This is a genomic window from Pseudoalteromonas sp. T1lg23B, from assembly GCF_002964665.1.
In the GTDB taxonomy this organism is placed as follows: Bacteria; Pseudomonadota; Gammaproteobacteria; order Enterobacterales; family Alteromonadaceae; genus Pseudoalteromonas.
On the sequence record NZ_PQBZ01000030.1, the window covers coordinates 356,305 to 369,756 of the forward strand.

General features: G+C 43.5%; 11 protein-coding genes. 9 read left to right on the forward strand and 2 right to left on the reverse strand.

Annotated features, from left to right (window positions below):
• The first annotated feature begins 139 nt into the window (after positions 1-139).
• Both C2M32_RS08285 and C2M32_RS08290 read left to right on the forward strand, forming a co-directional pair.
• Positions 140-379 carry a YdcH family protein gene (locus tag C2M32_RS08285; protein WP_105167975.1) on the forward strand — a complete coding sequence of 80 codons (240 nt, stop codon included), beginning with the start codon at positions 140-142 and terminating at the stop codon, positions 377-379.
• Between the two features lie 244 nt (positions 380-623).
• Positions 624-2,228 (forward strand): putative bifunctional diguanylate cyclase/phosphodiesterase, encoded by a 1,605-nt coding sequence (locus tag C2M32_RS08290; protein WP_234401257.1) that lies wholly within the window; start codon positions 624-626, stop codon positions 2,226-2,228.
• A 16-nt stretch (positions 2,229-2,244) separates the two neighbouring features.
• Here C2M32_RS08290 and C2M32_RS08295 read toward each other — a convergent pair whose 3' ends face one another.
• Positions 2,245-3,216: a LysR family transcriptional regulator gene (locus C2M32_RS08295; protein WP_105167976.1), complete on the reverse strand. Its 972-nt coding sequence runs from the start codon at positions 3,214-3,216 to the stop codon at positions 2,245-2,247.
• 120 nt (positions 3,217-3,336) lie between these two features.
• Between C2M32_RS08295 and C2M32_RS08300 the strand changes: the two genes are divergently transcribed.
• The 5 genes from C2M32_RS08300 (at position 3,337) to C2M32_RS08315 (ending at position 9,654) form a co-directional block, all read left to right on the forward strand.
• Positions 3,337-4,170, forward strand: coding sequence for an efflux RND transporter periplasmic adaptor subunit (locus C2M32_RS08300; RefSeq protein ID WP_267894521.1), 834 nt, complete (start codon positions 3,337-3,339; stop codon positions 4,168-4,170).
• Positions 4,053-4,520: an efflux RND transporter periplasmic adaptor subunit gene (locus C2M32_RS21000; RefSeq protein WP_267894522.1), complete on the forward strand. Its 468-nt coding sequence runs from the start codon at positions 4,053-4,055 to the stop codon at positions 4,518-4,520. Before C2M32_RS08300 ends, C2M32_RS21000 begins: the two co-directional genes overlap by 118 nt.
• 3 nt (positions 4,521-4,523) lie before the next feature.
• Positions 4,524-7,691 carry an efflux RND transporter permease subunit gene (locus C2M32_RS08305; RefSeq protein ID WP_105167977.1) on the forward strand — a complete coding sequence of 1,056 codons (3,168 nt, stop codon included), beginning with the start codon at positions 4,524-4,526 and terminating at the stop codon, positions 7,689-7,691.
• Between the two features lie 90 nt (positions 7,692-7,781).
• Complete coding sequence (locus C2M32_RS08310; RefSeq protein ID WP_105167978.1) at positions 7,782-8,792, forward strand: zinc-binding dehydrogenase; 1,011 nt, start codon at positions 7,782-7,784, stop codon at positions 8,790-8,792.
• Positions 8,793-9,069: 277 nt separating this feature from the next.
• The gene (locus tag C2M32_RS08315) at positions 9,070-9,654 is read left to right on the forward strand and encodes an MlaC/ttg2D family ABC transporter substrate-binding protein (protein ID WP_105167979.1); all 585 of its coding nucleotides are present in this window, start codon (positions 9,070-9,072) and stop codon (positions 9,652-9,654) included.
• Positions 9,655-9,716: 62 nt separating this feature from the next.
• Here C2M32_RS08315 and C2M32_RS08320 read toward each other — a convergent pair whose 3' ends face one another.
• On the reverse strand, positions 9,717-10,517 hold the full coding sequence (locus C2M32_RS08320; protein ID WP_105167980.1) for a DUF2989 domain-containing protein: 801 nt from the start codon (positions 10,515-10,517) through the stop codon (positions 9,717-9,719).
• A 145-nt stretch (positions 10,518-10,662) separates the two neighbouring features.
• Between C2M32_RS08320 and C2M32_RS08325 the strand changes: the two genes are divergently transcribed.
• Both C2M32_RS08325 and C2M32_RS08330 read left to right on the forward strand, forming a co-directional pair.
• Positions 10,663-12,108, forward strand: coding sequence for a glyceraldehyde-3-phosphate dehydrogenase (locus C2M32_RS08325; protein ID WP_105167981.1), 1,446 nt, complete (start codon positions 10,663-10,665; stop codon positions 12,106-12,108).
• A gap of 160 nt (positions 12,109-12,268) precedes the next feature.
• Entirely contained in the window at positions 12,269-13,396 is a 1,128-nt protein-coding gene (locus tag C2M32_RS08330; RefSeq protein WP_105167982.1) for a M14 family metallopeptidase, read from the forward strand.
• The last annotated feature ends 56 nt before the right edge of the window (positions 13,397-13,452 follow it).

Sequence of the window (13,452 nt, forward strand, 5' to 3'; positions counted from 1 at the left end):
AGCCCTGCATAATGCAGGGCTTTTTTTATGATAATAGCCACGTAACCTTGTGTTAGATCAAGGTTCAATGGGTTGCTCAGGCGTACTGTAAAGCTACCAGCCAATGGTAAGTTACATAACAACAAATAGGAATTGAACAATGAATATTGAGCGCCATAGTCTAGCTAAAGAGTTACCAGAGTTTAAAGACAAAATTCATGAGCTAAAAATGAAAGATCGCCACTTCGCTCGGCTATTTGATGATTATCACAATGTAGATCATGAGGTTATTCGCATCGAAGAAGGGCTAGAAAATACCTCGGATGAGTATTTGGAGTCTTTAAAAAAACAGCGTTTATATTTAAAAGATCAGTTGTACCGCATCCTAAAATGCGCATAAATAACAGACGCTTACTCAACCTGCCAGCATTAAGTAATCCAACCAGTTGTTGGCAGGGTGGGCCTAGAAGCTTTCGCTTCATCAGGCCAAGAATTCTATTCCGTTCTTGAGCTACAAAGTGCGGTGTAAACAGGATAAACGGCTCAAAATTCAGCATCGTTGATGCGCCTCTTGGTAGTTAGCAATCCGAGTGTAATATTTTCCACTATACTTCTAATCATTGCTTATATGATGGTGTACATATGTGGGATCGTTAGCGCTCATTCTTGTTATCGCTGGAGTTGTTGGGCTGTGCCTATCTCTGCACTGGGCATACAAAATATGTCAGATTTCTCGCCAATTTGGTTGGCGTGTGCTCTTTGGGCTAATTGTATTTTTTATACTGGGCTATAGCGCGTTTAGCGCTTACTTATTAGAGCAAGAGCATGTTGAACTACTCAATGTGGGTTTAGCGAGTATCTTGTTTTTTGGTTCCATATTTGTATTAATAATCAATCATATGGCTCATCAAAGCCTGCAAACATTAGCAAAGCTCGTTGAAGATGAGCGTTTTCACGCGCAAACAGACTTCCTAACGAAGTTAAATAACCGAGAACACTGCGTCAATTCCATTGATCTAAAGATTTCACAAGGCCATGCTTTTGCTGTCATGTTGGTTGATTTAAATAACTTTAAGCAGATTAATGACTCGGTAGGGCATTTATTTGGAGATAAAGTGCTGATTGCTTTGTCACAGAGGTTGGTTGAGGCTTTGTCACCAGATAGCGCACTTTTTCGCATGGGGGGCGATGAGTTTGTAATACTTATCGATGGTATTGCAGAAAGAACGATTTATGCGCAGAACAATGCGCTAATAAAGGCGTTGGAGCAGCCATTACAGGTTGAAGATGTAGCGGTTGACGTACACTACAGCGCGGGTGTGAGTGTATATCGAGGTGATCAGCAAAGTGACTGCACCTCTTTGTTACGCGAGGCTGATATTGCCATGTACAGTGCCAAGCGTTCACGCCAGTCTTTGGTGATATTTGATGAAGTGTTACACAAGGGATGTGATCAAGAGTTTCATATTTCTGTTGGCCTTAAAGAGGCGTTTGCGCATCATACATTGAAAGTATTTTATCAACCTATGGTCAACGCCAAAAGCACCGAAGTACATGGTGTAGAGGCGCTAGCGCGCTGGCCGCAAGCAAATGGCACAATGATGATGCCAGAGCACTTTGTGCTGGTTGCAGAGAGTAGTAATCTGATACGCCAACTCAGTCTATTTGTAATTCAAAGAGTAATTTCAGACCTTCCGACATTACTGGCGTGCGATAAACATTTGGTTGTACACATTAATTTATCTAGCCATGATTTTTTGAATAAAGAGTTGATCAATTTGTTAGCAAGTTTGCTTAGTGATAACCAAGTTGCAGCCAAACACATCACCTTTGAGCTAACAGAAAGTATGATGGTTGCTGATTTGGCACAAACACAGGCTTTGATAGAAGTGCTGATTGATATGGGTTTCGCGGTCAGCATAGACGATTTTGGTACTGGTTTCTCCTCATTTAAGCTATTAAAAGATTTACCCGTATCACAAATAAAAATCGATCGTTCGTTCATTGAAACATGTATGAAAGATGACAAGTCGCAGGTCATTGTTGAAACAATTATGTTTATGGCTAAACGCCTGAAATGCAGTGTGGTGGCAGAAGGTGTTAATCATGACAAAGTGGCAAGCTATCTCACTAGCCTTGATTGTGATTATTTGCAGGGCTTTAACATTTGCGAGGCGTTACCATTAGAAGAGTGTACAAAGTGGATCAAATCAAATGGCTTGGTGAAAAGCGTATTAAAAAAATACTAATTAAGTACCGGCACCGCTAAAAAAGCGGTGCTTTTACAGGGGCTTTGAAGCCATATAGTTTGTCAAAATCAGGTATGTTGTTTTCCCAAATAGGGACGTCTTTGCCGATATACTCACGCATAGCATCAAAGAACAACCGTGTTCTGACAGGTAAGTCACGATGTGGATAAACGGCATACAAAGCTGAGTAATCTGTCAGTTTGACATGGGTAAGTAAAGGTACGAGTTGGCCGTTGATAATTTCCTGATCGACCAAAAAAGCGGGCACGGTGCAAAACGCCGTATCAGATAGCACTTTCATCATAAGCAACTCACCATCATTACTGCGAAAGACACTTTTGATCGGAATTTCTTGTGGTTCATTATTGTCGTCTAAATAGTTGACTCCAGTTACCTTGAGACCATCACTGGCATAACTTGCTGCGGGCAAATTGGCGAGTTCTTGCATGGATTGTGGCTCACCATAAGTTTCAATAAACTGTGAGGTGGCTAAAATTATAAGCCGATTTCGGGCAATTTTACGGGCAATGAGTGTGGAGTCTTTGGGTTCTCCAACGCGAAAAGCCAGATCATAACCTTCACCGACCACGTCTACGAGTCTATCTTCAAGGCGCAATTCCACCTCAACCTGAGGAAAGCGCTTTTGAAATTCGTTCACTACCGGTTGCACGTAGCGCCGACCTATAATTGTTGAACTGGTAATTTTTAACAGTCCCTTAGGTTCGGTATGGTAATTCTCCGCAAGTAACTGAGTTTCGCTGAGCAGCTTTCTAAGTTGCTGTGCCTTTTTGACCATTTCTGCGCCTGCAGCCGTTAGAGAAAACGAGCGGGTGGTACGGTTTAACAGTCTTACACTGAGATCATCTTCTAGCTTACTGATTTGTTTAGAAATAACTGAACGGTCAATGTTTCTATTTTGTGCAGCTTTAGCAAACGAGCCTCTTTCCACAACATCTAAAAACATTAATAAGCGTGTACTTGTGTCCATAATCAGGGCCTCTAAATTACTATTGGTGCCATTTTGGCATTAAATAATTTAAAAAACGATGCTTTTTTGGCTCTTTTCTGATCTATACACTGTGTGCAATCAGTATTAGGAGATAAAACCATGAAAAAATCACTCGTGACGATAGCGATTCTAGGCTGCTTAGCCTATTTAACAGGATGTAGTGAATCACATGCTGAAGCCCCTGCGCAAAGCGTTCAGGCATTTAAACAACCAATTGATGTTACTGCTGTAAAAGCATACCCAGTACAACCTTGGTTTACTTATACTAGCCGCTTAGAAGCTGTTGAATTTGTACAGTTAAGGCCGCGTGTATCAGGGAACATCGCTGCGGTTAACTTCAAAGAGGGGCAGCAAGTCAGTGAAGGTGACGTGCTATTCACGTTAGATAAACGTCCTTTCATGGTTAAAGTCGCTGAGTTAGATGCTTTGCTAGCCAGTGCAAAAGCACAATTATCTCAAGCAGAGCGTGATGTAAAAAGAGCAGCACGACTATTGAAAACCAAATCAATTTCACAAGAGGAAGTGGAGCAACGCCGCTCTTTACTAGATCAGCATCGGGCTAATGTTATGGCAACACAGGCTAAGCTCGACGCAGCGAAGTTAGACTTAACTTACAGCGAAGTAAAAGCGCCTATCAATGGTATCGTATCTCGTGCAGAGATGACTACAGGCAACACGGTACAGGCGGGCACGAGTGTGTTAACGCATTTGGTGTCAAATGATTTTGTTTATGCGTATTTTGATATTAACGAGCGCACTTGGCACAAACAGTTTAATCAATTACGTGGCAACAAGCAGACTCAGGTAGGATGCAAATGCTTGGTGAGCAAGGGTTCGAGCATGGTGGAGTCGTTGATTTTGTTGATAATCATATTAACCGTGAGACAGGGACACTGCGTGTACGAGCGGTCTTTGAGGCAACGGAACAATTAAAACCTGGCGCGTTTGTTCGCGTGCGTATTGCCGCTGATGATGTTCAACAACAGGTGTTGGTGCCAGAGAAAGCCATCGGTACGGATCTGAAAAATCGCTTTGTGTTGGTAACGGATGAAAACAATGTGTTGCAGTACCGTCCCGTTACGCTCGGTGAACGTTACGGTGTAATGCGTGCAATTGTTACAGGCTTAAAACCGGGGGATAAAATTGCGGTTAATGGTCCCGCCAGAGTTGGACCAGGAATGCCGATCGCTCCGCAAATGGTTGAGGTTGAACCCGACAAATCATTGTTAGTTATGGATGCACTTAGCCAACCGTCACTACTCGTGGCTGAGCGAGGAGAATAAGGCATGTCTTTTTCTCACTTTTTTATCAAGCGACCCATTTTTGCCGCCATGCTGTCTTTGGTCATTTTTATTGCTGGTGCTTTGAGCTTGTTTCAATTGCCAGTGAGTGAGTATCCGGAAGTTGTACCTCCGACTGTAGTGGTGTCCGCAAACTATCCGGGTGCTAACCCGACCGTTATCGCCGAGACGGTAGCAACACCTCTTGAGCAAGAGATCAATGGCACAGAAAATATGCTTTACATGTTTTCTCAGGCGACCAGCGATGGACGCATGACGTTGACGGTTACATTTGCGTTGGGTACAGACTTGGACAGAGCACAAGTGCAAGTACAAAACCGTGTGAATAGTGCTTTGCCTCGTTTACCCCAAGAGGTTCAACGGTTAGGGGTTGTTGCGGAGAAAGCCTCGCCAGATTTGACCATGGTGGTACACCTGTATTCGCCGACCAACAGCCACGATACAACCTACTTATCGAATTACGCAGATTTATACGTCAAAGATGAGATTGCACGTCTACCCGGTGTGGGGGATGTACAGCTTTTTGGTGGTGGCAAGTATGCAATGAGAGTGTGGCTTAACCCAGATGCGCTGGCTGCGAACCAATTGACGGCTATGGATGTTGTTACGGCATTACGGGAGCAAAACCAACAAGTGGCAGCGGGTAGTTTAGGAGCTCAGCCTGCGGCCAATGAGTCTGAGTTTCAGGTTCTGCTAAATGTACGTGGCCGCCTTGGCAGCATAGAAGAGTTTGAACAGGTGGTGATCAAAGTAGGTGAGCAGGGTGCGCTAACAAGGCTTAAAGATGTGGCAAGGATAGAGCTCGGGCAGGATCATTATTCACTAAGAGCTCTATTAGATGGCCAGCCAGCGCTTGCAATGCCTATCTTCCAGCGCCCAGGTTCAAATGCAATTGAGTTATCGGATCAAGTTCGCCAGACCATGGTGCGCTTGAGCGAGTCGTTTCCTGAAGGCGTTGAATATGACATCGTGTACGATCCAACTGTATTCGTACGTGGGTCAATTGACGCGGTTATCACCACTTTGCTTGAAGCCATTGTGCTAGTGGTTCTAGTGGTCATTCTTTTCTTACAAACGTGGCGTGCTTCAATTATCCCATTGATAGCCGTACCTGTATCCTTGGTCGGTACTTTCGCAGTGATGCAATGGCTGGGAGTGTCTATCAATACCTTATCGTTGTTTGGCTTAGTGTTAGCGATTGGTATTGTGGTTGATGATGCCATTGTTGTTGTTGAGAACGTTGAACGAAATATCGCGAATGGATTAACGCCAGTGGAAGCTACTAAGCTGGCAATGACCGAAGTAACGGGGCCGATCATCGCGATTGCACTTGTACTGTGTGCGGTGTTCATCCCAACAGCATTTATCACGGGGCTGTCAGGACAATTTTATAAGCAGTTTGCGCTTACGATCACTATTTCAACCATTATTTCGGCGATTAACTCACTGACATTATCCCCCGCGCTCTCAGCCCTGTTGCTAAAACCCCATGGTAGCAAGCCTGATGGATTAACACGCGTGTTGGACAAGGTGCTGGGTCGTTGGGTATTTACGCCATTCAATCGTTTTTTCGATAAGAGCAGTGAAGGATATGAAAAGCTGGTTAAAAAGCTAATCAGACTGTCCGCTGTGGTGATGGTGTTGTACATCGCGCTTTTGGGTTCAACGGTTAAGCTGTTTGATGCTGTGCCAGGTGGATTTATCCCAGCTCAGGATAAGCAGTACTTAGTCGCCATTGCACAATTACCAGATGCGGCAAGTCTTGATAGAACGGAAGCTGTAACGCGAAAAATGGAGCAAATTGCGTTGCAAGTGCCGGGTATCGCAAATACCGTTTCTTTCCCAGGATTATCGGTCAATGGCTTTACCAATAGTCCCAATTCTGCAATCGTATTTACACCGCTGGAAAGCTTTGAAAATCGCAATGACCCGAGTTTATCTGCGATGGCGATTGCGATGGAACTGAATAAGCGCTTTACGGCTATTGACGAGGCCTTTGTGGCTGTCTTTCCGCCTCCGCCAATACAAGGTTTGGGTACCACTGGTGGGTTTAAGTTGCAAATCGAAGACCGTGGCAATAAGGGGTTTGAAGCACTGTTTAATACACTACAGACCGTGACCAACGAAGCGCGAAAAGACCCTGCACTGACGGGCATGTTCTCTAGCTTTAGAATTCAGGTTCCGCAAATGGATATAGATATCGACAGAGAGCAGGCCTTGTTACAGGGGATCCCACTGTCTGAAGTATTCAACGCATTACAAGTGTATATGGGATCGTTGTACGTGAATGACTTCAACTTGTTTGGTCGCACCTATCAAGTTACAGCCCAAGCACAAGCGCAAAGCCGTTTAGACCCAGAGCAGATATTGGCGCTTAAAGTGCGTAATGTGCGAGGAGATATGGTGCCGCTGGGTTCAGTATTAACAGCCACACCGACCACTGGTCCAGACAGGGTGATGCACTATAATGGCTATCCAAGTGCGGAACTAAACGGCAGTCCAGCGCCGGGCTATAGTTCAGATCAAGCGCAGCAGGCAATGGAAGCGATACTCGCAAAGCATCTGCCAAATGGCATGGCGTTTGAGTGGACCGATGTGACTTATCAGCAAATATTGGCGGGTAACACCATGGTATATATTTTCCCGTTGGTAGTACTGCTGGTATTTATGGTGCTGGCGGCACAGTACGAAAGCTTAAGATTACCTCTGGCAATTATTCTGATAGTGCCGATGACAATTTTCTCTGCATTACTTGGGGTTTGGTGGATAGGGGGTGACAACAACATATTCACACAAATTGCTTTGATAGTGTTGGTAGCACTGGCCTGTAAGAATGCCATCCTAATGGTGGAATTTGCGAAAGAACAAAATGATTCGGGACAAACCGCGTTACAGGCAATCATCACTGCATGTAGATTGCGTTTAAGGCCAATTTTAATGACTTCGATAGCGTTCACCGCTGGGGTTATTCCATTGGTGCTGGCTTCTGGTGCAGGTGCTGAAATGCGTCATGCAATGGGCGTGGCGGTGTTTTTTGGTATGTTGGGCGTAACGCTGTTTGGATTGCTATTTACACCGGTATTTTATATGTTGGTCAGCAGCAAAAAAGCGAAAAATGTATCAGAGCCCGCAAAGATTTTGACACATGATTAACTTATAGTTGAGCTATACCACAATGAATGTTCTAATAATTAAAACGGTTATTAGAACATTACATACAGCTAATAAGCCTTCAGCAAAGAAATGAATGAGAATCGCGTGACAACAATTCCTGAAACTATGAACGCAATCCAACTAGCGGAGCCCGGTGTGCACTTTCGCCTACAACAGGCTCAGTTGAGCACGCCTGTTCGCACAGAGCAGCAAGTATTAGTGAAGGTTGAGTACGTAGGGTTAGGTAGCCTAGATGAGAAGTTCGCTCTACAGGGGACACCCTGTTGGCAGTATCCACGGGTATTTGGCTTTGACGCGGTTGGCACTGTGGTCGATGCACCCAAAGGAATGCATCCAGGCGTTGGAACGCGTGTGATGTGGCACAATGACATCAGTACCCAAGGGGTGATGAGTGAATATGTTGCTGTGGCTAACTATGCTTTGGCTGTGGTTCCTGAAAATGTGGATCCTATCGTTGCAGCATGTTTGCCAACGCCTGGCATGACTGCGTTAATCGCTTTATTGAAATTGCAACTGGATGAAGGTGATTCAGTGTTTATAGAGTCAGGTCATACCTGCACCGGTCAGTTGGCGATTCAATTTGCTAAACAACAAGGGCTAATGGTGTTTGCTAGCTGCCCAGATGGATATCAAGAGCAGTTAAAAGAGCTTGGTGCCGATGCAGTGTTTGGTGAGCAAGATGAAAATCTAGCGGATTTGATCCAGCGTCAATATGGCTATGACGGTGTACAAGGTGTGATCGATAGCACAGGCAAACACACCAATGAGCTATTGTCACTGTTGCAATTTTGCGGTCGCATCAGTTGTATTTCTGGTTTATCTCAGCTTGACGATGCGTTGTTATTTAAAAAAGCGCCAAATATTGGTGTTGTGTCTTTGCCTGGGGCTTGGCTGGCAAAGAGTATTTGTGCGCAGCAGCGGATGTCATTTTTAGGCAATATTTTGATGGAAAATCTTCAGCAAGAAAGCCTGCGTTTATCTAAACATGAGCTTGTTGCCTTTGAAAGTGGTGCCATAACGCAAGCGTTGCGGCAAAAGCAGCACGCTTTGGGCACCTTTATGAGCATCAAAGTCGCGTAATTTAGTTTTAAACACACTTCTTGTAATGGCTTGAGCATATAAATCATTTGTCTGCTTAGGCTTTCGCCACACTTTTTCAATACTCCTTACAAATCCTAACATTTGTTCCCTCAAGCATTGGTTATAATGCCTGCGAAACATTTGTGCGTGTGAACTACAGCAATAAATGGACAGCTATTGGTGCAATATCGGCATCAAATATGTGCTTATTTGCATCTTTTTATGCATGAAATGTTTGCGTAACATATCGCTATATAAACACTTAGGACGTTTACTCATGAACAGATTAATCATTGTATTGGCAATGCTATTTTCAGCCGTTAGCTTTGCATCAGACACGCCATATCAATTAATTACCAAAGTAGGTGACGAGTTATTTACCGACATTAAAGCGGTCAATAAAGATGGTAAAGCACAACCCGATGTGATGAAAAACATCGTGCGTAGTCGCTTAATGCCACATATAGATGTGAAGTTTGTGTCTTTTAAATTGCTGGGTAAACACATAAAGGGCTTGCAACGTGCTGATGCTGTTGAGTTCATCGACGCTGTTGACAGCTATTTAGTCACCACATACGCCAATGCTTTGTTGCAATACAAAGGTCAAGAAGTGCGTTTCGAAGAGTTGCCGCTTGGTGGCGATACTGAATTTGCGACCGTAAAAGTGGTGATTAAAGAAACATCAGGACCAGATATCGACATGCACTTCAAATTCAGGCAGTCCAAAGACGGTAGTTGGAAAGTCTACGATATGGTTGCAGAGGGAATTTCATTGCTCAGTGCCAAGCAAAAAGAGATTATTTCACGTATTTCTGAGGTGGGTTTGGCTCAAGTAACCAAAGAGCTTAAAAACAAGGTTTAACAGTTTTAACTTTCCGACTTTTAAAGTTAAAAGTTTAAGAGCAGCAATCGCTGCTCTTTTTTTTAAAACTCTCGTGGCGATACAAACGTGCCTTCTTGTATGCTGTTGTAGGTTTTTTGAGCCAAATCATTCAACGGATCGAGCGATTTGCCAAGGCTAGTGATGTGATGCTCAATTGGAATAATGTCGACACTGTCAAAACCAGATAGCTTGGCGACCTTGGCAAAGGTATACGCGTGCTTATATTTTTCCTGTTTATAGAAAATGCTGGTGAGCGTTTCGTACACTTCAGGTGCTGGTTGTTGACCTTTTTTGTTTAATTCCAATACACGATATAACAGGTCTACGGTTTTATCGTCGTCAATTTTGGCGTAAAACGTCGCTAGGAATAGCTGTATTTCAGGGTCGTTTTTAACGACGTTTTGCTCTTGCATATTGAGTAATTTATTCAACGCCGCTCTGTTGGCATTGCGTGACCAATGATAATAGAGCAATCCTGGGTGAGTTGTGTCGAGCGTTTCTTTAAAAATACGGTTAATCTCTTTTAGACTTGTCAAATGGCCATTAACCCGTGATGTGGTTTTTTCTTTGAGTTTAATGTGTTCAATTTTGGCGGCGATAGACACGCATCGATCATAGTCTTCGAATAATTTTAGTAACTGGTATTTATTTTCGTCGGTAGGCTTTTTATATTCATGGTAACGGGCAACAATTACTTCTGCACGTTCTTCTCTACAATGACTATCTGTGTTTAAGTCACTACAAAATCCTGGCGTTTCGTCGCAAACCCGACTTAGCGTAATTGGGTTATCACAGCCTGCTAATAGCAATACAGACAAGACAATAGATTGTCTTAATGCCATGAGATTTCCTCTTTTCGTCATTTATTAAGAGTATTCTAGCCCAATGAATTGATGAGTAACAGTGGAGAATCATGGCAGTTTAAATTAGAATACGGGTGCCCGATAGGGCTATCCGTTCAAAAAAATTGTTTATTAGGCAGAAAAAATGACCTTATCTCACGAGCAAGAATATCAAAATAGCTGGCAAGAGCGCCAAGATTACGCAGAAAATATGCAACCAATCATTGGTCGTTTATATCGTAACTCTGGTATTGAAATTGCGGTTTACGGCCGTCCATTGGTAAACACAAGCACCATCGACGTGATCAAAGCACATAAAACTGTTGCGCGTTTTGAAGAACGTAAACTGCGCTTGCGCGAAAGTTTCCCGTTCCTAGAAGCTATCAGCAAAATGGATTTAGCACCGGCACGCATTGATTTAGGTAAACTAGCATACGGTTACATCTATAAAAATGCTGGCGAAGGCCGTTCAATCGAAGAATATCTTAACGCCGAGCTTGCTGAGCTAATCAACAAAGGCGATAACCAAAAGCCTCGCGATGTTGTTCTTTATGGTTTTGGCCGTATTGGTCGTTTATTAGCGCGCCTACTTATTGAACGTGGCGGCTCTCACGCTGATTTACGCTTGCGCGCCATCGTTGTACGTGGCGGCCGTGACGGTGATTTAGAAAAACGTGCAAGCCTATTGCGTCGTGATTCTATCCACGGTCCTTTCAATGGTTCAATTACTGTAGACCATGAGAAAAGCGCGATTAAAGCTAACGGTAACTACATTCAGGTGATCTACTCAAATTCTCCAGATGAAGTGGATTACACTAAGTACGGTATTGAAAACGCACTAATCGTTGATAATACAGGTATCTGGAAAGATGAAGACGGACTTGGTCTTCACCTTAAATCGACGGGTGCTGCTAAAGTACTATTAACTGCTCCTGCTAAAGGCGACATCAAAAACGTCGTTTATGGCGTAAACAATCAGGACATTAAGAGCGAAGATAAGATAGTATCAGCAGCAAGCTGTACGACTAACGCTATCACCCCAGTTCTTAAAGCAATCAATGATAAGTTTGGCATTAAGAATGGCCACGTTGAAACTGTTCACTCTTACACGAATGACCAAAACTTGATTGATAACTACCACAAAGCGGAGCGTCGTGGTCGTAGTGCCGCATTGAACATGGTTATTACCTCAACAGGTGCTGCCAAAGCTGTTGCTAAGGCACTTCCGGAACTTGCGGGTAAGCTAACTGGTAATGCTATTCGTGTACCGACACCAAATGTTTCGATGGCAATCATTAACTTAAACCTTGAAACTGCAACTGATCGTGAAGAGCTAAACGAGTTTTTACGCGACACTTCGCTTTACTCTGAGTTACGTGATCAAATCGATTACACTGCTTCAACAGAAATCGTATCTACTGACTTAGTTGGTAGTCGTTATGCTGGTGTGGTAGATTCACAAGCCACAATCGTTGATGGTGACCGCGTAGTTCTTTACGTTTGGTACGATAACGAATTTGGTTATAGCTGTCAGGTAGTACGTGTTATGCGTGATATGGCGGAAGTATCATTCCCAAGTTTGCCTCGCTAATACATTGATAGTCCTAAAAAGCCAGCATTTGCTGGCTTTTTTAGTTTTTGAACGTAGCAGGCTGTGATACTCTTGGGCTCATTACGTTACAGTCAGCTAACAAGAATTAACAGTGAAGTTCTCCCGTTCAAAATGAGCGGGGTAAAAAATAAGGTACATGATGAAGATCACCAGTAATTTTGACAGTGGTAATATCAAGGTGCTAGCAGCTAGCGAGCCTCTTGATATTCAGTTGGAAATTAATAAAGACAATGAATCAGATTTTTTTCAATGGTTCCATTTTCGTTTAGAAAGCACACCATTTTTAGGTCATAAACTGCATATCAATGGTCTTGAAAAGTCAGCTTACCCAGAAGGGTGGGATGATTATCACGCAGTAGCATCCTACGATCGCCAAACATGGTTTAGAGTACCAAGTCATTATGAAGATGGTCGTTTAATCATTGATTTCGAACCTGAATTTGCACATACCTACTTTGCTTACTTCACACCATATAGTTATGAGCGCCATTTGGATTTATTATATTGGGCGCAAAGTCATGACATTTGCACCATTGAAACACTCGGTGAGACGCTAGATGGTCGCGACATCAGTCTACTGACGGTGGGTGAACCTGAGCCGGGTAAAAAGCAAATCTGGATCACTGCGCGTCAACATCCTGGTGAGACAATGGCTGAATGGTTTGTTGAAGGGTTGTTGCACAAGCTATTAGATGATGAAGACCCACATGCAGCTGCATTGTTGTCAAAAGCTGTGTTCCATATCGTGCCTAACATGAACCCAGATGGCAGTGTTCGAGGTCATCTGCGTACCAATGCTGCGGGTGTTAACCTAAACCGTGAGTGGCAGACGCCTAGCTTAGAAAAATCACCTGAGGTTTTTCATGTGCTAAATAAGATGCACGAAACAGGCGTTGATATGTATCTAGATATTCACGGTGATGAAGCGCTACCGTATAACTTTGTCGCAGGTGGTGAAGGGATCCCAAGTTATGATGGACGTATCAAAGAGCTTGAAGATACCTTCAAAGCTGCCTTGTTAACAATCACGCCTGAGTTTCAAGATGAATTCGGCTATGATAAAGACGCACCGGGTGAGGCTAATCTAACGGTTGCTTCTTGCGCTGTGGGTGAGGCATTTAAAGTGTTAGCTTACACCATCGAAATGCCATTTAAGGACAACGCAAACTTGCCGGACCCACATTATGGTTGGTCAGACAGACGTTCTTACCAGTTTGGACAAGACACACTTGCAGCGATTGTAAGTGTGGTAGATAAATTAAGATAATAATCAATTCAAAAAGCAACCGTTGTTCGGTTGCTTTTTACGTATAACAACAAGAG

Coding starts and splice junctions, on each gene's coding strand:
- C2M32_RS08285 (WP_105167975.1), top strand. CDS start 140: ATGAATATTGAGCGCCATAGTCTAGCTAAAGAGTTACCAGAGTTTAAA.
- C2M32_RS08295 (WP_105167976.1), bottom strand. CDS start 3,216: ATGGACACAAGTACACGCTTATTAATGTTTTTAGATGTTGTGGAAAGA.
- C2M32_RS08300 (WP_267894521.1), top strand. CDS start 3,337: ATGAAAAAATCACTCGTGACGATAGCGATTCTAGGCTGCTTAGCCTAT.
- C2M32_RS21000 (WP_267894522.1), top strand. CDS start 4,053: ATGCTTGGTGAGCAAGGGTTCGAGCATGGTGGAGTCGTTGATTTTGTT.
- C2M32_RS08305 (WP_105167977.1), top strand. CDS start 4,524: ATGTCTTTTTCTCACTTTTTTATCAAGCGACCCATTTTTGCCGCCATG.
- C2M32_RS08310 (WP_105167978.1), top strand. CDS start 7,782: ATGAATGAGAATCGCGTGACAACAATTCCTGAAACTATGAACGCAATC.
- C2M32_RS08315 (WP_105167979.1), top strand. CDS start 9,070: ATGAACAGATTAATCATTGTATTGGCAATGCTATTTTCAGCCGTTAGC.
- C2M32_RS08320 (WP_105167980.1), bottom strand. CDS start 10,517: ATGGCATTAAGACAATCTATTGTCTTGTCTGTATTGCTATTAGCAGGC.
- C2M32_RS08325 (WP_105167981.1), top strand. CDS start 10,663: ATGACCTTATCTCACGAGCAAGAATATCAAAATAGCTGGCAAGAGCGC.
- C2M32_RS08330 (WP_105167982.1), top strand. CDS start 12,269: ATGAAGATCACCAGTAATTTTGACAGTGGTAATATCAAGGTGCTAGCA.